Genomic DNA, 21,365 nt, shown 5'->3' on the forward strand with positions numbered 1-21,365 from the left:
ACAACACGGCGTAAACCAATTAAATGAACTGGCATGAATGACTTTCGCATACTTGGCATGATGTCCGGGACCTCCCTGGACGGCCTGGACCTGGTCCTTGCACACCTGACCGAATCGGAAGGCGCCTGGGGGTTCAAAATCCTGGCGTCCGGCTGCCTGGATTACGAACCAAAAATGCGGCAACGGCTCCAGGCTGCCATTGAAATGGACGTGGGCGGGCTCCTGGCTTTCCACACGGAATACGGTAAGTGGTTGGGGGATCAGGCAGCGAAATTCCTGGCAGCGCAGCACGAACCGGCCGATGCGGTGGCGAGCCATGGGCATACGGTACACCACCGACCGGAAGCCGGTTTTACCTTCCAACTGGGCTGCCCCCAGGAGGTGGCCCTGCGCACCGGGGTTCCGTGTATCGGGGATTTCCGTTCCCTGGATATCCGGCTCGGCGGGCAGGGGGCACCCCTGGTACCCATTGGCGACCGGTTGCTATTCGGGTCGTACGACTTCTGCCTGAACCTGGGGGGCATCAGCAATATTTCCTTTGAACGCATGGGCAAACGCACCGCTTTTGACATCGGGATTGCGAACATGCTGCTCAACCACCTGAGTAGTGAATCTGGCCGGGCCTATGACGCCGGCGGGGCCCTGGCCCGGAGCGGAAAGGTGCTTCCCGACCTGCTAAAGGCCCTGGACAACCTGCCCTATTACCGCCAACCCTTCCCAAAATCCACAGGTTACGAGTGGTTCCGGGACCAGATCATCCCGCTATTGAATGCGCACCCGGGCTCACCGGAAGACCGCTTGCGTACAGCGACCGTCCACGTTGCCGGCACAGTGGCCCGGCAAATAGACGAACTGGCCGGGGGAAGCCCCGCTACGGTATTGGTCACCGGCGGTGGGGCGTACAACGATTTTCTCATGGAACAGATCCGGGAGGGAATGCACCCGGATATCCGGGTACATATACCCCACGACGGCCTGGTCGAAAACAAGGAGGCGCTGGTTTTTGCCCTGCTTGGGGCGCTGCGGCTCAGCGGTTCGGTAAATGTCCTTTCGTCCGTAACGGGTGCCCGCAAGGATTCCTGCTCGGGGATACTTTACCTGCCGGAGGTGTCCGGCGGCCAGCGACCGCCCGGATCCGGTATTTTGGGGGGCTAGAGCGGGATGTTCCCGTGTTTGCGTTTTGGGGCGTCCACCTGCTTGTTTTCCAGGGAAGCAAATCCCCGGATGAGTTTACGGCGGGTCTCCCCGGGCAGGATGACCTCATCGATAAACCCGCGGCCTGCGGCCCGGTAGGGGTTTGCAAATTTTTCCGCGTATTCCGCTTCCTTCTCAGCCAGCTTTTTCTCAGGGTCTTCCGCCTTGGCGATTTCCTTCCGGAAGATGATCTCACTGGCACCCTTGGCCCCCATCACAGCTATTTCGGCCCCCGGCCAGGCGTAATTCAGGTCGGCCCCTATGTGTTTGGAGTTCATCACATCGTAGGCCCCGCCGTACGCCTTCCGGGTGATCAGCGTAATCCGGGGGACGGTGGCCTCGCTCAGGGCATACAGCAACTTGGCGCCGTGCACAATGATGCCGTTCCATTCCTGGTCGGTCCCTGGCAGGAAGCCCGGCACATCCACCAGGACCAGGAGCGGGATGTTGAAGCAATCGCAAAACCGCGTAAAGCGGGCTGCCTTGCGGGAACTGTCCCGGTCCAGGACACCGGCCAGGGAGAGGGGCTGGTTGGCGACAATCCCCACGGTCTTCCCGGCCAGGCGCGCGAACCCCGTAAGGATGTTGTCTGCGTATTCCGCATGGATTTCATAAAAGGATTCCGCATCGACAATCCCTTCGATCACCGCCCGCATATCGTAAGGCTGGTTCGGGTTGTCCGGCACCAGGCTCCCCAGGTCTTCCCGCCATTCCGACCCGAGTTCAAAGGGAACGGACGGCGGGAGTTCCCGGTTGTTCTGGGGCAGGTAGGTGAGTAATTTTTTCAGGTCCTGCAGGCAGGCCGCGTCGTTGGGGGCCGTGCGGTGTGCCACCCCGGATTTCGAGGCATGGGTACGCGCCCCGCCCAACTCTTCGGAATCCACTTCTTCGTTGGTGACGGTACGGACCACGTTGGGACCGGTGACAAACATGTAGCTGGTCTGCTCCACCATCACGATGAAATCCGTGAGGGCCGGGGAATACACCGCCCCCCCGGCGCAGGGGCCCATAATGGCGGATAGTTGCGGCACCACCCCGGAGGCCTGCACATTCCGGTAAAAGATATCGGCGTACCCCGCCAGCGAACGGACGCCCTCCTGGATTCGCGCTCCCCCGGAATCGTTGAGCCCAATCACCGGGGCCCCGGCTTTTACGGCCAGGTCCATGAGCTTACAGATCTTCTCCGCGTGGGTTTCCGACAGGGAGCCGCCAAAAATGGTGAAATCCTGGGCGTAGACGTACGCCAGCCGGCCGTTGATGGTCCCGTACCCGGTCACCACGCCGTCTCCATAGTACTGTTGGTCGGCCATGCCGAAGTCCGTGGTCCGATGCGTCACCAGGCTGCCGAGTTCCTCGAACGACCCGGCATCCAGCAGATAGCGGATGCGCTCCCGGGCGGTAAGTTTCTTTTTCTCGTGTTGCTTTTCAATCCGTTTTTCACCCCCTCCTTTCAGGGCCTCCGCCCGGCGGCGGTTCAATTCCTCATGGCTTTCTTTCATCGGTCAGTGCGTATTGGTGCTTAAGTGTTCGAGGTGTTTCAGATAGGCGTTCAGGGCCACGCGCGCGGCAACGGATGCCTCCCGGTCCAGGTCGGCTTCCAGGGCTTCCGGGGAATAGTGTTCCTTGACAAAATGCGTGGTGAAATCCCCGCTCGTAAAGGCGGGGTGCCTGCACACGAAATCCCCGAAAGGCAGGGTGGTGGCTACCCCGGCCACCCGGTAATCCGCAATGGCTTCCCGCATCCGCCGGATCGCGGCCGGCCGGTCGGCCCCGTAGGTAATCAGTTTCGCGAGCATCGGGTCGTAGTAGATCGGCACCTGCATGCCCTCTCGGTATCCGTCGTCCACCCGGATGCCGGGGCCGGATGGGGGACGGTAAATCTCCAACAGGCCCACGCTCGGCATAAAATCCTGCAGGGGGTCCTCTGCGTATACCCGGAGTTCCAGGGCATGTCCGCTGATCTGAAGCTCCTCCTGCCGGACGGGCAGCGGCTCCCCCCGGGCCACGCGGATCTGCAATTCCACCAGGTCGAGCCCCGTGATCAGTTCGGTAACCGGGTGTTCTACCTGCAGGCGCGTATTCATTTCCAGGAAGTAGAAATTGTGGTCGGCATCCAGCAGGAATTCCACGGTGCCGGCCCCCAGGTAGTTGCAGGCCCGCGCTACATCCACGGCTGCCCGCCCCATGCGTTCCCGCAGTTCCGGGGTCAGCACCGCAGACGGGGCCTCCTCCACCACCTTCTGATGCCGTCGCTGGATGCTGCATTCCCGTTCAAAGAGGTGGATGGCATTGCCGTGCGTATCGCAGAGTACCTGGATTTCAATATGCCGGGGGGCGGCTACGTATTTTTCAATAAATACGGAACCGTCCCCGAAAGCCGATTTCGCCTCGCTGGTTGCCCGTTCTATCTGGGCGTGCAAATCGGCCTCCCGCTCCACCACGCGCATGCCCTTTCCGCCGCCGCCTGCAGCCGCCTTGATCAGGATCGGGTAGCCGATTTCCGCGGCGATCTCCCGAATCCTGTCCGCGTCGCTGACGGGTTCATCCGTCCCGGGCACCAGGGGGATGTCGTAGGGTTGGACCGATTTTTTTGCGGCGAGTTTATCCCCCATGGTTTGGATGGCGTCTGGTTTCGGGCCGATAAATACGAGCCCGGCTGCCTCGACGGCCCGCGCAAATGCCGCATTTTCACTGAGGAACCCGTAACCGGGATGAATGGCATCTGCCCCGGTTTCCCGGGCTGCTGCCAGGATTTTTTCCTCCTGCAGATAGGACTCGGACGACGGGGCGGGGCCGATACATACCCCCTGGTCCGCGGCCAGTACGTGCGGGGCGTCCCGGTCGGCTTCCGAATACACGGCTACCGTGGCAATGCCCATTCGGTGGGCCGTGCGCATTACCCGCAGGGCGATTTCGCCCCGGTTGGCAATCAAAATTTTCTCCATGGTGCAATTATTCAAATTCGACAAGTACAGCCTTCTTTTCCACCGCGTCCCCTTCCCGCACGGCCACATGGCCGATGACCCCGTCTGCCGGGGCCAGGATGGCATTCTCCATCTTCATCGCCTCCAGGACGAGCAGGGGGTCCCCCTCGGACACCCGGTCCCCCTCGGACACCTGTACCGAGAGGATCAGCCCGGGCATCGGTGCTTCGATCCGCGAGACCCGCTGGGCGGATTGCAGTTCAAAACCCATCCGGTCTATCTGCAGGTCCAGGTCGTCTGCCAGTCGGACATCAAAAATGCGGTTGTTGACGCCGATGCGGTAGTACTTCTCACCCGGTCGGGATTCCAGGATCCGGATGCGGCTGGAATGGTGGTCCTCGAGCAGGTGCCACTCCCCACTGCCGGCCGGGACCAAATCCAGGCGGCGCGCTTCTTCGGCGTCCAGTTCAAAGGAACGGGACCCGTCGACGGTGGCGCGAAAGGCATTTGTCATAGCAGTTCAATAAATGGTTCCCGCTAAAAATAAGCTTTCATTGGCAAATCAGCAGGCCGCATTGGGAATTTTCCCCGCTGTTGCAGGCCTTCGGGGTACCTGCGCCAGATCATGCCGGGTTCATGGGTCGAAAACCGTGTAAATTCCTAATTTTGTGCAAAACCAAGCACCATGCTGACGATCGGAATTGCGGGGGGTACCGGGTGCGGCAAAACGACCGTGGTCAATCAGATTACCGGCCAGTTGTCCGATTCCGAGGTCGGTGTCATTTCCCAGGATTCCTACTACCGGGACCTGTCGGAACTGAGTTACGAGGAGCGCTGCAAGATCAACTTCGACCACCCCAGGGCCATTGATTTCGAGCTGATGCGCAGCCACCTGGAAGCCCTCCGGGATGGCCGGCCCATCGAACAGCCCGTGTACTCCTTTAAAGAGCACAACCGCACGGACGAAACCATTCGCACCGAGCCCCGCAAGGTGATGATCATCGAGGGCATCCTGATATTCACCCACCCGGAAATCCGCGACCTTTTCGATATCAAAATCTTTGTACACGCGGATTCGGACGAACGGCTCATCCGCCGCCTCCGCAGGGACATTACCGAACGGGGGCGGGACCTGGACGAGGTGATCCGCCGGTATCAGGACACGCTTAAGCCCATGCACGACCAGTTTATAGAACCCACCAAGGAATTCGCCGACATCATCATCCCGAACAATAAATACAATACGGTTGCCATCGATATCGTCCGGACGATCATCGCCGAAAAAATCGCCTTGCCATGAACTGGAAGGAATTGCGACAAAAACCCTGGTTCCGGTTGGCCGGCAATATCTATGTGCTCGTGCTGACCGTCTTTGTAATCTGGATGGTGTTTTTTGACCAGAATTCCCTGTTGATCCACCTGGAACTCCGACGGGAAATCCGCAAATTGGAAAAACAGCAGGAGTTCCTTAAGGAACAGATTGCCAGCGACCGGGAAATAATCGAAAAACTCTCGGACCCGAAGGAACTGGAAAAATTTGCCCGGGAACAGTACCTGCTCAAAAAGAAAAACGAGGAAATCTTCCTCATCGAATTCGACAGCCTCAACGAAAAGAACGATGACCACTAACGACCTCTTCCGGGATTTTGCACCCGTATCTGCCGCCGAGTGGAAACTCCGGATTCAGGCAGACCTGAAGGGCGCGGATTACAACGAGAAAATGACTTCCGACACCCCGGAAGGCATCCGGATCAAGCCGTTTTACACGGCGGAGGATCTACCGGATACAGGTGCCCCCGCCCCCGCCCTGCCGGCTGGTTGGGAACCGGGTATGTACCTGGATGCGGCCGAGGGCGGCGAGCCCGCCGCACGCGGTCGGAAAGCCCTGGGGGGAGGCGTCACGCACCTGGTCGCCCCCATCCGGGAGGCCTCCGGCTGGCTGGAAGCTACCGGGGCGGAGCCGGGATCCGTTTGGCTGGAATGGCCGGATGTCCGCCTGGAACCCGGGGAAGTCCTGCCGGGGGACTTCGCCTCGGCATCGCCGATCCTTCCAGACCCCATCGGGAACCTGGCGGCTACCGGGAACTGGGCAGCGGGCCGGGCCGAAGATATGAAACGCCTGGAGGCCCTGTGCCGCACGTTTCCTGAGCGCGTTTCGCTAACTGTGCGCGCCGACCTGTACCAACAGGCCGGCGCGCATGCCGTACAGCAACTGGCCTATGCCGTATGCCACATGCAGGAATATTTACTGGCCACTGACCAGCACCCGGGCCTGCTACCCGCCCTGGAGCGACCCGTGTTCCGCATTGCCGTCGGCAGCGATTACTTTATGGAAATTGCCAAGATCCGGGCCCTGAGGCGTCTCTGGCACCTGGTTGCCAACGCTTACGGACAGTCCGGAGAATGCCGTGTGCTGGCCATGCCCGGGCTCCGGAATAAAACACTCTACGATTACAATACGAACCTGCTGCGCAGCAGCCTGGAGTGCATGGCTGCGGCCGTTGGCGGGGCCGACCTGATCTGCAACCAGCCCTACGACGGACTCTACCACAAACCAAACGATTTTGCCGACCGGATCGGGCGAAACCAATTGCTCGTATTGCGGGACGAAGCCCACATGGCACGGGTGGCCAACCCGGCCGACGGGGCTTATTACCTGGAAAGCCTTACCGATCAGCTCGGGCGCAAAGCCCTGGCATTACTCAAATCCCTGGAAAAAGGGGGCGGCCTGCTGGCCCAGCTGAAATCGCACAAGATCCAGACGAAAATCCGGGAGGCAGACCGGCGGGAACAGGCTGCATTTGACTCCGGGGAGCTCCAGCTGGTGGGCAGCAATGTGTTCCCGAACCCGGACGACCGGATGGCCGGGGAAATCCAGAAGGAATTGCAACCCGGGCGGCCGGTGAAGACGCTCATTGAGCCGCTGCCCCTGCGAAGGCTGTCGGTCCGTCAGGAACTCAAAAGACTCAGGGATGAAGCGAAATAAGGTTCAGGAACTGGAATGGCCGGGCAAACCATCGACTTCAACCGGGCAGAAACCGGGGGCGGGCCACCCGGCGACTCCGACCAGCCGGGAAACGGGGGCAGACCCGGAACGCGAAACCGGGAACGACCGGCAGGCAGGGTACCGCACCGTGGAAGGCATCCGCCTGAAACCCCGGTACAGCCGGGAAGATTCCGGTGACCTCAGGCACCCGGGCTTCGGGGCCGGCGTCCCCCCTTACCTGCGGGGTCCCTACAGCAGCATGTACGTGCAACGGCCCTGGACCATCCGGCAGTATGCCGGTTTTTCCACGGCCGAAGAGAGCAACGCATTCTACAAACGAAACCTGGAAGCCGGGCAAAAAGGGCTTTCTGTAGCTTTTGACCTCCCCACGCACCGCGGTTACGACAGCGACCACGAGCGGGTGCCCGGGGATGTGGGCAAAGCAGGCGTCGCTATCGACACCGTTGAGGATATGAAACGGCTCTTCGACGGCATCCCCCTGGACCGCATGTCGGTTTCCATGACGATGAACGGGGCCGTTATCCCGGTAATGGCGTTCTATATCGTCGCTGCCGAGGAACAGGGCGTCTCCCCCGCCGCCCTTTCCGGGACCATCCAGAACGATATCCTCAAGGAATTCATGGTCCGGAACACCTATATCTATCCCCCGGCACCTTCCATGCAGCTGGTGGCGGATATTTTCGAGTATACGAGCCGGGAGATGCCCAAATTCAACAGCATCAGTATTTCGGGCTACCACATGCACGAGGCCGGCGCCCCGGCACATATGGAGCTGGCCTACACGCTGGCCGACGGGTTGGAATACATCCGCACCGGCCTCGAGGCCGGTTTGGGGGTAGACGAATTTGCCCCCCGCCTGTCCTTCTTCTGGGGGATCGGGATGAACCATTTTATGGAAATTGCCAAAATGCGGGCCGGCCGCATGCTCTGGGCGCGGCTCGTCCAGCCTTTCGGCCCGGAAAACCCCAAGTCGATGGCCTTGCGGACGCACTGCCAGACAAGCGGTTGGAGCCTGACCGAACAGGACCCGTTCAACAACGTGGCCCGGACCATGGTAGAGGCCGCCGCCGCGGTATTCGGGGGAACCCAGAGCCTCCATACCAATGCCCTGGATGAGGCCATTGCACTGCCCACGGACTTTTCGGCCCGGATCGCCCGGAACACCCAACTGGTCCTGCAACGGGAAGCCGGCGTAACCCGGACGGTAGACCCCTGGGGGGGCAGCCACTATGTGGAACGCCTGACCGCGGAACTGGTCGGGAAGGCCTGGGAGCTCATTCAGGAAGTGGAGGAGCACGGGGGCATGACGGGTGCCATCGAAGCGGGTATCCCCAAGATGCGCATCGAGGAGGCAGCAGCCAGAAAACAGGCGCGGATCGATTCGGGGCGGGATATCATTGTCGGGCTCAACCGGTATCCGAGCCCGGAAGACGACATGCTTCAGATCCTCGAAGTAGACAATACCCGGGTACGCCGGCAACAGATTGAGCGGCTGGAGGCAGTACGTGCAGCGCGTGACGGGGCGGCCACAGAACGGGCGCTGCAGGAACTCACCGCCGCCGCCCGCAGGAAACAGGCCGGGGAATCCCGGGGAGCAGCCGATAATTTATTAGCTTTAGCCGTCTCGGCAGCCCGCGCGCGGGCCAGCCTGGGAGAAATCAGCAAGGCGCTGGAGGAAGCTTATGGCCGCCATCGCGCCAGCGTTCAATCCATATCCGGGGTGTATTCAGAAGAAATCCAGCAGGACCCGGCCTTTGAAAAGGCGCGGAAGATGACCGATGCGTTCGCCGCCAGCGAAGGTCGCAGGCCGCGCATTATGATTGCAAAAATGGGCCAGGACGGCCACGACCGCGGGGCACGTATCGTTGCGACAGCCTACGCGGACATTGGGTTCGACGTGGACATCGGCCCGCTGTTCCAGACCCCGGAGGAGGCCGCCAGGCAGGCAGTGGAAAACGATGTGCACATCCTGGGGGTATCCTCCCTGGCCGCCGGGCACAAGACCCTCGTGCCGGCAGTCATCAAGGCCCTGGCTGAAATGGGCCGGGAAGACATCCTGGTGATTGTCGGAGGCGTCATCCCCAAACAGGATTACGAATTCCTTAAACAGGCCGGGGCAGCAGGGATTTACGGCCCCGGTACCCGTGTGAGCGAAGCCGCGATAGAAATTCTCGGATTGCTGAACAGGGGGGAATAGGACCCCGGCGGCAGGACCTGCCGGGTGGTTCCCGACCAACTGCACCTCCGCAATGCCCCGGTAACCGGAAAGTTATCCACGCCATGTTAACAATTTCCGTTTTCCCGGTACCCAAATAATCGTATTTTTAACCCCTAACTCAAGTTGCAGATGGGCAAGACTATTGCTATAGCGAATCAGAAGGGCGGGGTCGGAAAAACGACCACTACGGTAAACCTGGCCGCCGCGTTGGGCGTGCTGGAAAAGAAGGTGTTGCTCATCGATGCGGATCCACAGGCAAATGCCACCTCGGGCCTCGGCATCGACGCGGACAACATTTCCCTGGGGAGTTACCAGTTACTGGAGCACACCCGGGCCGCCTCGGAGTGCATCATCCCGACGAATTCCCCGAACGTCGACCTGATACCCGCACATATCGACCTGGTCGCCATCGAGATAGAGCTCGTAGACCAGGACCGCCGGGAGTCCATGCTGAAGGTCGCGCTGGAAGAGGTACGTCACCAGTACGATTACGTGCTGATCGATTGCGCACCGTCCCTGGGGCTGCTGACCCTGAATGCCCTCACAGCTGCCGACTCGGTGATCATCCCGATCCAGTGCGAATACTTTGCGCTCGAAGGCCTCGGCAAGCTCCTCAATACGATTAAGAGCGTCCAGCGCATCCACAACCCGGACCTGGACATCGAAGGCATGCTGCTCACCATGTACGACGCCCGCCTCCGCCTGTCGAACCAGGTGGTGGAAGAGGTCAAAAAACACTTTGGCGACATGGTCTTCGACACGATCATCCAGCGGAATGTCCGCCTGGGCGAGGCGCCGAGTTACGGGGAGAGCATCATCAAATACGACGCGAGCAGCAAAGGGGCTGCCAACTACCTGAACATGGCCCACGAATTGCTGCAGAAAAACAGGCAAACCGTCTAATGGCAAAAGCGACCAAAAAACAGGCACTCGGCCGCGGCCTTTCCGCCCTGCTGAAAGATCCGGAAAACGACATCCAGTCGGTATCGGACAAGCACGCCGACAAGGTGGTGGGCAGCATCGTGGAACTCGACATCCGCAGTATCGAGGTGAACCCTTTCCAACCCCGTTCCAATTTCAACGACGAGGCCCTGGACGAACTGGCCTCTTCCATTAAGGAACTCGGGGTTATACAGCCCATCACGGTGCGCAAGCTCGGGTTCGACAAATACCAACTCGTTTCCGGGGAGCGGCGCTACCGGGCCTCCCAACGTATCGGGCTGGAGAGTATTCCGGCCTATATCCGCATCGCCAACGACCAGGAAACCCTGGAAATGGCGCTGGTGGAGAACATCCAGCGACAAGACCTGGACCCGGTGGAAATTGCACTTTCCTACCAACGGCTGATCGACGAGATCGGGCTCACCCAGGAAAAACTCAGCGACCGGGTGGGGAAAAAGCGCAGTACGGTAACCAATTACCTGCGTCTGCTGAAACTCGACCCCATCGTCCAGACCGGGATGCGGGACGGGTTTATCAGCATGGGGCACGGCCGCTGCCTGGTAAATGTGGACGACCGGGGGGAACAACTTCGCATCTACGAAAAAATCCTGGCAGACAACCTTTCCGTCCGGCAGACGGAAGCGCTGGTGCGCTCCCTGGGCAACAAGCCGGCATCCAAAACGGCCGCAAGGAAAGAATTGCCCGAATTTGCATCCGACGGTTTGTCCGTCCTGAAATCCTACCTGGATGCCCCGGTAAGCGTACAGGCCTCCGGGAAAGGCAAGGGCAAAATCACCATCCCCTTCCACAGCAAAGAAGAATTCAGAAGGCTGAAAAAACGCATTACCGGTGACTAGAAACCTCCTGATCGGCCTGCTCCTGGCCTGGGGGTCCTTTGGCGCCAGCGCCCAGGAAACGGATTCCACAGCCCTGCAGGCCTCTCCTGAGGCACAACGGGCCAACGATTCGCTGCAGCGGCAGGATGAACAGGCCGTACAGCGCCAGATGGCCGAAGGCGGTGTGCGCTTCGAGCAGGTGGAAAAGCGGGAAATCAACCCGCTGGCCCCCTCCAAGGCCGCATTTTATTCGGCCGTACTCCCCGGGTTGGGCCAGATCTACAACCGCAGGTACTGGAAAGCCCCCATCGTCTGGGCGGCCATCGGGACGGGTACCTACGTCTACATCTATAACGACGATCTCTACGACCGTTTCCGGACCGCTTTCAAGCGGCGCCTGGCCGGCTTTACGGACGATGAATTTTACGACCTCAACCCAAACGACGACATCACCCCTGCAACCCCGGACCTGTCCGACGAGGCCCTGCAGGACGCCCAGGAACGCTATCAGCGAGACCGGGACCTGGCCCTGCTGATCACCATCGGCCTGTACGCGCTGAACATCATCGACGCCAACGTGGATGCCCACCTGAAGCAATACAATGTGGACGAAGACCTCAGCATGGAAGTACAGCCCTACCTGGAAAACAACCCCATCGACGGCAGCCCGCACTACGGCCTGGCGGTTAACATCAAATTTTAAGCCCATGAAAATAGGATTGTTCGGATACGGCAAAATGGGAAAAATGATCGAAGGGCTGGCTCCCGGACGGGGCCATGAAATCCGCGCGCGCATCGACGCGCCCGGCGACCCTGCCCCTTTTGACCAGCTGGATGTCGCCATCGACTTCAGCAGCCCGGAGGCCGCCTTCGACAATATTGCGCGCTGCCTGGAAGCCGGGGTCCCGGTGGTATCCGGCACCACCGGTTGGCTCCACCGGTACGACGCCATCTGCCGGCAATGCGAGGAGACCGGGGGCGCCTTTATCTACGCTTCGAATTTCAGCCTGGGGGTGAACCTGTTTTTCAGCCTGAATGAGTATCTGGCAGACCTGATGTCCGGCCAGGACGCCTACAGCGCTTCCATCGACGAGACCCACCACACCGAGAAAGTGGACGCCCCGAGCGGTACGGCTATTACCCTGGCGGAAGGCATTCTGGAGCGGACCCCCTATACCGGATGGAGCAGCGGTTCCGGGAATGCAGGGGAATTGCCTGTACATTCCCATCGGGAAGGGACCGTGCCGGGCACCCACCTGGTTACCTATGCATCTGCCGTAGACCAAATCGAGATCCGGCATACGGCCCACAACCGGGAAGGGTTTGCCCTGGGCGCGCTGGTGGCAGCGGAATGGCTGATTGGAAAAAAGGGGGTTTTCACGATGAAAGATGTGTTAAACCTCCGTTAACCGTTATATGAGATCGCCTGTATTGGGCGTTATTTGAAGTCAAAAGACACCTATGGATTATACCCAGTGGATCCTGTTTATTCTTCTCGTCCAGGTGATTCATTTCCTCGGAACCTGGAAATTGTACCAAAAAGCCGGCCGGAAGGCATGGGAAGCCGCAATACCCGTCTATAATGCCATTGTGCTGATGCAGATCATCGGCAGGCCCCGCTGGTGGGTACTCTTGTTGTTTATACCGATTATCAACCTTTTGATGTTCCCGGTCATCTGGGTGGAAACCATCCGGAGTTTCGGGAAGACCCGCCTGGCAGATACCTGGCTCGTATTGCTTACCCTGGGCTTTTACATCGGCTACATCAACTATACCCAGGAGGTCACTTACCGGCCAAACCGGGACCTGCACCCAAAATCCGCCTCCGGGGAATGGGTGAGTTCCATCGTATTCGCCGTGGTGGCAGCCACCCTGGTCCATACGTACTTTATCCAGCCGTACGTCATCCCCACCGGGTCCCTGGAGCGGACCTTGCGGGTGGGCGACCTGCTCTTTGTCAGCAAGTTCCATTACGGGGCCCGGATACCCATGACCACCGTGGCAGCCCCCATGGTGCACGATACGCTGCCCGTACTCGGGGTCCGTTCCTACCTGAAAAAGCCCCAACTCCCCTATATGCGGCTCCCCGGTTTTCAAAAAGTCTCCCGCAACGACCTGGTGGTTTTCAGCTGGCCGGCAGACACGGTACGGCAATTTTTCCGGGCTGAACGCGGGGTCGATAAACCCATCGACAAGAAATCGAATTACGTCAAACGCTGCGTGGGTGTGCCGGGGGATTCCCTGAAGGTGGTGGACGGCTACGTGTATATCGGGGGGGAGCGCCTCCGCCTATCCGACCGGGCGCGACCCATGTACGACTACACGGTCTACGGCCAAAAAGGGGTTTCCAGCCGCTGGCTGGAAGAGGTGGGCGCCGACGAATTCCTGCGCACCTATGTGTCCCAGGGGCTCAGCGGCCCCCAGCTCAACGCGCTGCGGCCCTACATCTACAACTTTGACAACCAAAACGGGCAAACCGTCCTGTTGACCCCCGCGGAAGGCCTGCCCCTGGATGCGGTCCGGCAGGCGGGAATTACGCAGATTCGCGAAGTGCCCGCCAGGGAGCGGACCGTGGCCCTGACGGATGCGATGGCCGAAAAGCTCCGGGACTACTCGGGGGTCGATTCCCTGGTCCGGATAGTGGAACCGGCCGGGAAAGCCGGGGGGAATATCTTTCCGCAAAGCCCGCTTTACCCCTGGAACAACGACAACTTTGGCCCCATCTACATCCCCGGTGCCGGCGACCAGGTAGCCCTGACGCCTGAGACCCTGCCGCTGTACAAAAAGATTATCCGGGATTACGAGGGGAATACGGTACGTGTCTCCGGCAACCAGGTGCTGGTGAACGGGGAACCCACCGCTACCTATACCTTCCGCCAGAACTACTACTGGATGATGGGGGACAACCGGGATCATTCGGAAGACAGCCGGGCCTGGGGTTACGTACCCGAGAACCACATTGTGGGGAAACCCGTATTCATCTGGATGAGCTTCGACAACTTCAACCAGGGGATCGCCAACTGGAAGATTCGCGAGGACCGAATATTTACAACGGTGGGCGGATCCGGGGAGCCCAAACCCTATTATTGGCATTTCCTTTTGGCGCTGGCGGCGTATTTTGTCATCGACTTTGTGGTACGCAGGCTTAGGAAGAACCGCAAAAAAGCCTGACGCGCGATGGGCAGCCTGCTGCATCCCGTATATTTCCCGAATATCCGCACCATGGCGCATCTTGCCCGGGGCCCGGTGACCTGGGAGGTATGGGACAACTACCAGAAACAAACGTATCGCAACCGCTGTTACATCTGTGCCGACCGGGGCCGGCAGATGCTCAACATCCCGATCCGACATACAGGGAAGCAAAACGGGCGTCAATTGTACCGGGAAGTCTGCCCGGACAACAGCTACCCCTGGCAGCGTCAACACTGGCGTGGCCTGCAAACCGCGTACCGGTCCGCCCCCTTCTTTGAATTCTACGAAGCGGACCTGGAGCCCCTGTTCACCACCCGCTTTGAGTCCTTGCTGGAACTGAACCTGGCCTCCACTGCGTTGCTTTGCGACCTTCTGGGCCTCGGGATGCCGCAGGAGCAGACCGAAAGCTACCGGGAAGAACCGGAGGGCCTGACCGACCGACGACGCCTGGTGGATGCCAAATCCGATACCGGGTCCGGGCTGCCGCCATACCCCCAGGTCTTTGGCGAGCGTCACGGATTTATCGGGAATGTCAGCTGTCTGGACCTGTTGTTTAACGAAGGCCCGTCTGCCCGCGAATACTTGTTGCAACTACCAATTTCCTGATATGGCCCGGGAACTCGTGCATTACGGCATTCACCTGGGGCTCCCCGTCCTGGTGGCATTCCTCGCCTACCCCGGCAAGAAATGGTTTGCTTTGGCCATCCTGCTGGCCGGGATGGCCATCGACCTGGACCACTTGCTGGCCAGCCCGGTCTTTGACCCGAACCGGTGCAGCATTGGCTTCCACCCCCTGCACTCCTACCCCGCTATTGCCGGCTACCTGCTTTTGTTGTTCTTCCGCAAAACCCGACTGGTAGCGCTGGGGTTGGTAATCCATATACTGGCCGATGGGGCGGACTGCCTGTTACTCGCCCTGGAGGCGTAGGGTCGCCATTACGGGCCGGTGGTCGGACAGGTGGATGTCAAAAATTTTGTGGTGCAGGACTTCCATCCGGGGGTCTGCCAGGATATAGTCGATGCGATAGGGAAGGCCGCGCAGGCTGTAAGTAGCCCCGATGCCGGAGCCCGCCTGCCCGAAACTGTCTTCCAGGCCGGCCGAGAGGATGCGGTAGGTGTGGGAAAACGGCGTGGCGTTGAAATCCCCGCAGATAATGGTGGGGTACGGGGCCTCCTGCTGATGGGCCTTTACCAGCCGGGCCTGACTGACGTGCTGCCCGGCCACCACGCGGAACCGCCTGAGGAACCGCCCCCCGTATTCGCGGTACAATATGCGTTCGCTGCGAATCCGGTACGATTCCAGGTGGACGTTGTAAATCCGGATGGTGTCCCCTTTCACGGCCACATCGGCAAAGATCGCGTTGTTGCTCGTGTCCGGGAAGTCGATGGACCCCGAACGGACGATAGGGTATTCGGAGAAAATGGCCTGGGTGGATTTGCCGATGATTTCCGGAGAGAAGGCCCGGTACGGGTAGCGACTGACATCGAACGAACCGTATCTTTCGAGTTCCTGAAAGCAGAGGATATCCGCATTGATGTCTTCCATGGCCGTTCGAAGGCCGGCCGGGTTATCAGCTTCCGCAAGCACGTTGCCCGAGTTGAAACTGGCAATCCGCAGGCCTTCTGTTCCTATGCGCTCCCCGGGACCGGCCATCCGGAAATACGGCCCGAAGCTCAAAATGGAGGCAATTAAGACAAGACCCGGAAACACGGCTTTCCGGCGATTGAAAAGCAGCAGCAGCAGCAGCACGGCCAGGGCATTGGCTATCACCATATAGCGAGCTGCAATACTCAACAGGTCCAACAGCGGACTGAACAGGTGGAAATAAGAGATACAAGCCAGCAAAACGAGCAGGGCGTTGACCCCGATCAGGGCGTGCGCCGTCCAGCGCAGTAGTTTCCGCCGGCCCACCTTAGTCTTCTTTACCGGCTTTAAAAAGGAAGTCCTTTTCCGCCTGGGTCAGGCTCTCGTATCCGGATTTACTGATTTTATCGAGGATCGTATCGATTTTCCGCTGGCGCGCCTCCTTGTCGTAATCCACTTTTTTCGCCTTGCGGCCTGCCTGCTTCCTGTACACCGTCTTCAAGGGCGCTTTCCTTTCCCTTTTCTCAAAAAGCCCTGCAAACCAGTCGAGCATGCGGGAAAAACCCGCGCCCAAATCGCCGCCCTGGGCCGAGCGGCGGGCATACAGGTAACCGAGCAATGCCCCGCCCAGGTGGGCGATCCGTCCCCCCGGGTTATCGCCGGTGGGGATCAGCACCAGGTCCAGGAGTACAAAGAATGCCCCGATGTACCACAGCTTCAGGTTGAAAAAAAACAACCGGACCTCCTGCTGCGGCAGGTAGGTGCAAACAAAGATCAGTACGGCCATTACCCCGGCCGAGGCGCCGATCAGGGGCGACTGGCTCTGGTAGAAGACCGGGAAGATGTTGTAGGCGGCCAGGAAAAATGCCCCGCCCAGGATCACCCCGAGGAAATACACGTTGATAAACCTTCGCGGCCCGTAGAAATTCAGGAATATCCGCCCAACATAGTACAGCATGAGCATATTGAAAAAGATGTGGAACAGTCCCCCGTGCAAAAACGAATACGTCACCAGCGACCAGGGCTGGACCAGGAAGTCAAAAAAGTCCTTGGGGAGTTCAAACCACTGCTCCAGACTCCGGCCGGGCAGGTTCAGGAGGAACCCGGCGAGGCCAAAGACAATGAATACCGCCAGGTTTATGACGATCAGCTTCTCGGCGATGCTCAGCCGGGCAAATTGGTATTTGAGGTTGCCGTTATTCATCTATAGGTCCCATCGGTTATTGTTAAATTGATTCTGCTTCCAGTACCACATCATCAGGAAGCCGAAAATGGCGCCGCCCACGTGGGCAAAATGGGCGATCCCGGCCCCGAATATGGAATAGCCGGTCAGGCCTGAGAACAGGTCTATGGCAATCAATACCGGGATAAAATATTTCGCCTTGATCGGGATGGGCAGGAAGATCAGGAAGAGTTCGCTATTGGGAAAGGACATGCCAAAGGCCACCAGGATCCCGTAGATGGCCCCCGAGGCCCCCACGGCAGGTGTAAAATAAGATTCCAGCATGCGACTGACCACGTCTCCCGGAGCCATCTGTGCCCATCCTTCATTGTATTTGCCCTGTGCGAGCAGGTTCATGATTTCCGATTCGCTGGCCCCTGCGCTCACCAGGGCTTCCACTCCCTGGTGCACGTGGTAGTAATTGACCCCCGAATGGATCAGGGCGGCCCCCAGACCGGCGGAAAAGTAGAAGAACAGGAACTTCCGGGTGCCCCACATCCGTTCCAGGGGCGAGCCGAAAGCCCAGAGCGCATACATATTGAACAGGATATGCATGAACGTCTGGTTGCTGTGCATAAACATGTGGGAGACGATCTGCCAGATCGAAAAATTCGGGTTTTCCGGATACCACAGGGCCAGCCAGTCGTACAATTGCTCCCCATAGAGCATGGCGGCCACATAGAGGATGATGTTGATGACCAACAGGTGCTTGATGCCTTCGGTGATTCTTCCCATTTAGCTGAGTTTTTTTTCGAGTTCCTCCATGGAGAGGGTCACATAGGTGGGCTTGCCAAACGGGCTCGTCCCGGGTTCCTTGCAACCGAACAGGTCGTTGACCAGCCCGAGTTGCTCTTCTTGTTCCAGGGCCGTGCCATGCCGGACGGCCAGGGACCGTGCCAGCGCCTTTGCAATGCGGTCGCTTTGGGAAAAGTGCACCCCGTCCTCGTGACGCTGCCAGTCCGAAACGATCCCGTCCAGGATGGACTCCGCCTCGGATTCCGGGACCCCGACGGGCAATCCGGTAATTTCCACAAAATCCTCCCCGGTACGCCCAAATCCGAATCCCATGGCCTCGAGGGCCTCCTTCAAGCCTTCGAGGATATGGATCTCGGAAGGGTTCAGCGATGGTTTCAGGGGAAACAGCAAGGCCTGGGTGGCCGGCTCCCGCTGGGTAGTGCTCCGCAGGAAGCGCTCGTAGATGACCCGCTGGTGTGCCCGGCGCTGGTCAATCAGCAACAATCCGGATTTGATGTGCGACAACAGGTATTTGCGGCCCACCTGGAAGACCCCGGCCTGTTCTGGAATTTCCGCGGCATCCGCCCGGAACAACGCTCCCTCGCTTCCCCCGGAAGCCACCGTCCAACCTTCCCGGGTCTCCTCGGAAACCGCCTCCGGGTTGCCCCCGTCGTAGAGGACTTCCCAGCCGGGGCGCTTTTCGCGTGGGGCGGCCGGTTGGGCATGGCGCGCTGCCGGTTGGGAACCGCGCAGGGCGTGTTCCTCTGCAAACGGATTGAACGTTCGGTCTACGCTCACTTTCGGCACAGCCGCGTCTCTTTGCTGGTAGGCATAGGGCGTTTCCAGGTTCGGGTCCCGCTCAAAATCCAGCACCGGGCTGATACTGAACTGCCCCAGGCTGTGCTTCACCGCAGACCGAAGGATGGCGTACAGGCTCTGCTCATCCTCGAATTTAACCTCGGTTTTGGTAGGGTGGATATTGATGTCGATGGCCCCGGCGGGCACCTGGAGGTACAGGAAATACCCCGGATAGGTGTCGGGCTTTAGCAGTCCCTCAAAGGCCGTCAGGATGGCGTGGTGCAGATAAGCGCTCCGGATAAACCGGTCGTTCACAAAAAAGTACTGTTCCCCCCGGCTCTTCTTGGCGAATTCCGGCTTGCAGATAAACCCGTCTATTTCGGCCAGCTGGGTTTCCTCCCGGACCGGGACCAGGCGCGTGTTCATCCGGGAACCAAACAGGTGGACGATCCGCTGCCGGAGGTTCGCTTCGGGGAGTTGGTGGACTTCGCTGTCGTTGTGTACCATGGAAAATGCAACTCCGGGATGGGCCAGTGCCACCCGCTGGAATTCCTCCAGGACGTGACGGTACTCTACCTTATCGGACTTCAGGAAATTTCGGCGGGCCGGGATATTGAAAAACAGGTTCTTGACGCTAATGGAAGTCCCTACAGGGGCCACGGCTTCTTCCCGGGATTGAACGGTATCTCCCGAAATACGGATCCGGGTGGCCAGTTCGGCCCCATCCTCCCGGGTCTGCATTTCCACCTGGGCAATGGCCGCAATGGAAGCGAGGGCCTCCCCGCGAAAACCCTTGGTGTGCAGCCGGAACAGGTCGGAGGCTTCCGAGATTTTGGAGGTCGCGTGCCGGCGAAAACTGAGCAGTGCATCGGCCGGGCTCATGCCGCACCCGTCATCCACCACCTGTACGAGTGCCTTGCCGCCGTCCTTTACAATGAGCTGCACCCTGGAGGCGCCGGCGTCCACGGCGTTCTCCAGGAGTTCTTTCACGACGGATGCCGGACGCTGGACCACCTCGCCAGCCGCAATCTGGTTGGCTACGTGTTCCGGTAACAATTTAATACGATCGGTCATTCGCTCGGAAAAAATATCGAAAGGTCAAAGTCGAAAATGTAAAGGACGATCAAGAGCAATACTGCAAGAATGATCCAGAAACGCAGGCGCAGGTTCCGGTCGCCCTGCTGCTTGATATCGCTCATGGCGTTGTTCCAGCGGGTCTTCAGGCCGCCGGGCCCCTGGGCCGTGGTGCGGTATTTGTCGAGCTTGTGCTGAATTTTAAAGGGGTTTCCCTCGCCTTTGTCGTCGTAATACCGGGGCCTGTAACTGTATTTTTTATTCTTGCGAAGTTTTGAAAATCGTCCCATAACCCGAAACTCAAAAGTACAGAAAAAGCGAAACCCGGCCGCGGGCAGCATGCCAAAAATTGTTAACAGAAAGTGGGGCTCCGGATCGGGGAATTCTTATAGGGCAGCCATTTTCAGGGCAGCGATTGCCGCCTCGGCACCCTTGTTGCCGTGCCGCCCCCCGCTCCGGTCACGGGCCTGTTGGATGGTATCGTCCGTCAGGACGCAAAAGACAACCGGGACATCCTGCCGGACATTCAGGTCTTTGATGCCCGCAGCCGCCGCCTGGCAGACAAAATCAAAATGGGATGTTTCCCCCCGGATCACGCTCCCGATGGCGATGACTGCGTCGGGACGCTCCCGTTCAATCATCCGCTTGCAGCCAAAGGTCAGCTCAAAACTTCCCGGGACATTCCATCGCAGGATACGGTCGTCCGCCAGGCCGCAATCGATAAGCGTATCGTAGGCGCCCTTAAAGAGGGCCTCGGTAATTTCTTCGTTCCATTCGGAAACCACAAGGCCAATACGCATCCCCCCCGTATCGGGAAGCTGCTCCTTGTCGTAGTGGGAAAGGTTCTTCCCGGAGGTCGCCATCTCAGCTGCCTTTTTTGGCCATCCCGATCAGGGCTTCCACCCCGGACGCCTGTGCGGATTGCGGATATTCGTCCCGGATTTGGCTGAAATAGCCGAGGGCCGTATCGTATTCCTGCATCTCCAGGGCAGTGATCCCGGCTTTCTGCAGGTAGAGGGGCGTGGTAAAATTGTTCGTGTCGTGCGCCAGGGCTTTCTCGTAATAGCTCAGCGCTTCGCCCGATTGCCCGAGTTCCAGGAAGGCATCGCCGATGGACCCGAGGCTTACCGCTCCGAGGATGGCATCTTCAGAGGTGTATCCCTCCAGGTAACTAATGGCCTGCTCGTATTGGTCGAGCTGCAAATAGGACACCCCGGCGGCATAGCGCGCCAGGTTGGCGGCTTCCGTCCCGGAATATTCATCGATAATATCCACGAGCCCGTATTTGCCGTCGGCTCCGTTGAGAGCCAGCGTATACAGGGAATCCGCAGCCGTATCGGTTTGCTGAGCCTGGCGGAAATACTGCAGGGGGTAGAACAATTCATTGCTGGCGGCTTCTTCGCGCGGTTGCTGGATAAATTGCTGGTACCCGAGATACCCCAGCACACCCACGGCAATTACCCCGATAACCCCCAGGATATAATTCTGGTTCCGGGCCACCCATTGCTCGGTTCTCGAAGCGCTGCTGTCCAGCGTACTGAATACCTCAGCGGTGGTACTGTCGTGATGCTCCTGCCCGGCTTCCTCGCCCTTGTTTTTGGGCTTGTATCCGCGCTTTTTGTATGTCGCCATTTTTTG

Annotated in this window: 22 protein-coding genes; 12 read left to right on the forward strand and 10 right to left on the reverse strand. The window is 59.3% G+C overall.

Annotated elements, in window-relative coordinates:
- Nucleotides 1-33 precede the first annotated feature (33 nt).
- Nucleotides 34-1,155, forward strand: coding sequence for an anhydro-N-acetylmuramic acid kinase (locus AC3DKS_RS09115; RefSeq protein WP_272607735.1), 1,122 nt, complete (start codon nucleotides 34-36; stop codon nucleotides 1,153-1,155).
- Here AC3DKS_RS09115 and AC3DKS_RS09120 read toward each other — a convergent pair.
- From AC3DKS_RS09120 to AC3DKS_RS09130, 3 genes are read right to left on the reverse strand one after another with little or no spacing between them, the layout of a single operon-like run.
- On the reverse strand, nucleotides 1,152-2,693 hold the full coding sequence (locus AC3DKS_RS09120; protein WP_272607734.1) for an acyl-CoA carboxylase subunit beta: 1,542 nt from the start codon (nucleotides 2,691-2,693) through the stop codon (nucleotides 1,152-1,154). The genes AC3DKS_RS09115 and AC3DKS_RS09120 overlap by 4 nt on opposite strands.
- A gap of 3 nt (nucleotides 2,694-2,696) precedes the next feature.
- Entirely contained in the window at nucleotides 2,697-4,139 is a 1,443-nt protein-coding gene (accC, locus tag AC3DKS_RS09125) for an acetyl-CoA carboxylase biotin carboxylase subunit (RefSeq protein ID WP_272607733.1), read from the reverse strand.
- A 7-nt stretch (nucleotides 4,140-4,146) separates the two neighbouring features.
- The gene (locus AC3DKS_RS09130) at nucleotides 4,147-4,632 is read right to left on the reverse strand and encodes an acyl-CoA carboxylase biotin carboxyl carrier protein subunit (protein WP_272607732.1); all 486 of its coding nucleotides are present in this window, start codon (nucleotides 4,630-4,632) and stop codon (nucleotides 4,147-4,149) included.
- Between the two features lie 171 nt (nucleotides 4,633-4,803).
- Here AC3DKS_RS09130 and udk point away from each other — a divergent pair, with 171 nt between their 5' ends.
- The 11 genes from udk (at nucleotide 4,804) to AC3DKS_RS09185 (ending at nucleotide 15,241) form a co-directional block, all read left to right on the forward strand.
- Nucleotides 4,804-5,418, forward strand: coding sequence for a uridine kinase (gene udk, locus AC3DKS_RS09135; RefSeq protein ID WP_015755514.1), 615 nt, complete (start codon nucleotides 4,804-4,806; stop codon nucleotides 5,416-5,418).
- The gene (locus tag AC3DKS_RS09140; protein ID WP_015755515.1) at nucleotides 5,415-5,747 is read left to right on the forward strand and encodes an FtsB family cell division protein; all 333 of its coding nucleotides are present in this window, start codon (nucleotides 5,415-5,417) and stop codon (nucleotides 5,745-5,747) included. The genes udk and AC3DKS_RS09140 overlap by 4 nt, the downstream gene beginning before the upstream one ends.
- Nucleotides 5,737-7,104, forward strand: a complete 1,368-nt coding sequence (locus AC3DKS_RS09145) for a methylmalonyl-CoA mutase family protein (protein ID WP_474731204.1) — start codon at nucleotides 5,737-5,739, stop codon at nucleotides 7,102-7,104. The genes AC3DKS_RS09140 and AC3DKS_RS09145 overlap by 11 nt, the downstream gene beginning before the upstream one ends.
- Nucleotides 7,091-9,322 carry a methylmalonyl-CoA mutase gene (gene scpA, locus AC3DKS_RS09150; protein ID WP_272607730.1) on the forward strand — a complete coding sequence of 744 codons (2,232 nt, stop codon included), beginning with the start codon at nucleotides 7,091-7,093 and terminating at the stop codon, nucleotides 9,320-9,322. The genes AC3DKS_RS09145 and scpA overlap by 14 nt, the downstream gene beginning before the upstream one ends.
- Nucleotides 9,323-9,472: 150 nt before the next feature.
- Entirely contained in the window at nucleotides 9,473-10,246 is a 774-nt protein-coding gene (locus tag AC3DKS_RS09155) for a ParA family protein (RefSeq protein WP_015755518.1), read from the forward strand.
- On the forward strand, nucleotides 10,246-11,142 hold the full coding sequence (locus AC3DKS_RS09160; RefSeq protein WP_015755519.1) for a ParB/RepB/Spo0J family partition protein: 897 nt from the start codon (nucleotides 10,246-10,248) through the stop codon (nucleotides 11,140-11,142). Before AC3DKS_RS09155 ends, AC3DKS_RS09160 begins: the two co-directional genes overlap by 1 nt.
- The gene (locus tag AC3DKS_RS09165; RefSeq protein ID WP_015755520.1) at nucleotides 11,135-11,824 is read left to right on the forward strand and encodes a DUF5683 domain-containing protein; all 690 of its coding nucleotides are present in this window, start codon (nucleotides 11,135-11,137) and stop codon (nucleotides 11,822-11,824) included. The genes AC3DKS_RS09160 and AC3DKS_RS09165 overlap by 8 nt, the downstream gene beginning before the upstream one ends.
- Before the next feature lie 4 nt (nucleotides 11,825-11,828).
- A complete protein-coding gene (dapB, locus tag AC3DKS_RS09170) occupies nucleotides 11,829-12,530 on the forward strand; it encodes a 4-hydroxy-tetrahydrodipicolinate reductase (protein ID WP_015755521.1) in 702 nt (233 codons plus the stop codon).
- 52 nt (nucleotides 12,531-12,582) lie between these two features.
- Entirely contained in the window at nucleotides 12,583-14,292 is a 1,710-nt protein-coding gene (gene lepB, locus AC3DKS_RS09175) for a signal peptidase I (RefSeq protein ID WP_272607729.1), read from the forward strand.
- A 6-nt stretch (nucleotides 14,293-14,298) separates the two neighbouring features.
- Nucleotides 14,299-14,919, forward strand: a complete 621-nt coding sequence (locus AC3DKS_RS09180; RefSeq protein ID WP_272607728.1) for a WbqC family protein — start codon at nucleotides 14,299-14,301, stop codon at nucleotides 14,917-14,919.
- Nucleotide 14,920: 1 nt separating this feature from the next.
- A complete protein-coding gene (locus tag AC3DKS_RS09185) occupies nucleotides 14,921-15,241 on the forward strand; it encodes a DUF6122 family protein (RefSeq protein ID WP_272607727.1) in 321 nt (106 codons plus the stop codon).
- Here AC3DKS_RS09185 and AC3DKS_RS09190 read toward each other — a convergent pair.
- The 7 genes from AC3DKS_RS09190 to AC3DKS_RS09220 form a co-directional block, all read right to left on the reverse strand.
- On the reverse strand, nucleotides 15,221-16,225 hold the full coding sequence (locus AC3DKS_RS09190; RefSeq protein WP_272607726.1) for an endonuclease/exonuclease/phosphatase family protein: 1,005 nt from the start codon (nucleotides 16,223-16,225) through the stop codon (nucleotides 15,221-15,223). The two genes, AC3DKS_RS09185 and AC3DKS_RS09190, sit on opposite strands and share 21 nt — an antisense overlap.
- A gap of 1 nt (nucleotide 16,226) precedes the next feature.
- Nucleotides 16,227-17,102 carry a rhomboid family protein gene (locus tag AC3DKS_RS09195; protein WP_015755526.1) on the reverse strand — a complete coding sequence of 292 codons (876 nt, stop codon included), beginning with the start codon at nucleotides 17,100-17,102 and terminating at the stop codon, nucleotides 16,227-16,229.
- Entirely contained in the window at nucleotides 17,103-17,855 is a 753-nt protein-coding gene (locus tag AC3DKS_RS09200) for a rhomboid family intramembrane serine protease (protein WP_015755527.1), read from the reverse strand. It abuts the gene before it with no gap.
- Nucleotides 17,856-19,727, reverse strand: a complete 1,872-nt coding sequence (gene mutL / locus AC3DKS_RS09205) for a DNA mismatch repair endonuclease MutL (protein WP_272607725.1) — start codon at nucleotides 19,725-19,727, stop codon at nucleotides 17,856-17,858.
- Nucleotides 19,724-20,017: a riboflavin synthase subunit beta gene (locus AC3DKS_RS09210; RefSeq protein ID WP_272607724.1), complete on the reverse strand. Its 294-nt coding sequence runs from the start codon at nucleotides 20,015-20,017 to the stop codon at nucleotides 19,724-19,726. Before AC3DKS_RS09210 ends, mutL begins: the two co-directional genes overlap by 4 nt.
- Before the next feature lie 96 nt (nucleotides 20,018-20,113).
- Nucleotides 20,114-20,590 carry a 6,7-dimethyl-8-ribityllumazine synthase gene (ribH, locus tag AC3DKS_RS09215; RefSeq protein ID WP_272607723.1) on the reverse strand — a complete coding sequence of 159 codons (477 nt, stop codon included), beginning with the start codon at nucleotides 20,588-20,590 and terminating at the stop codon, nucleotides 20,114-20,116.
- Between the two features lies 1 nt (nucleotide 20,591).
- A complete protein-coding gene (locus AC3DKS_RS09220) occupies nucleotides 20,592-21,359 on the reverse strand; it encodes a tetratricopeptide repeat protein (RefSeq protein ID WP_015755531.1) in 768 nt (255 codons plus the stop codon).
- Nucleotides 21,360-21,365 lie beyond the last annotated feature (6 nt).

Source organism: Robiginitalea sp. (assembly GCF_982776155.1).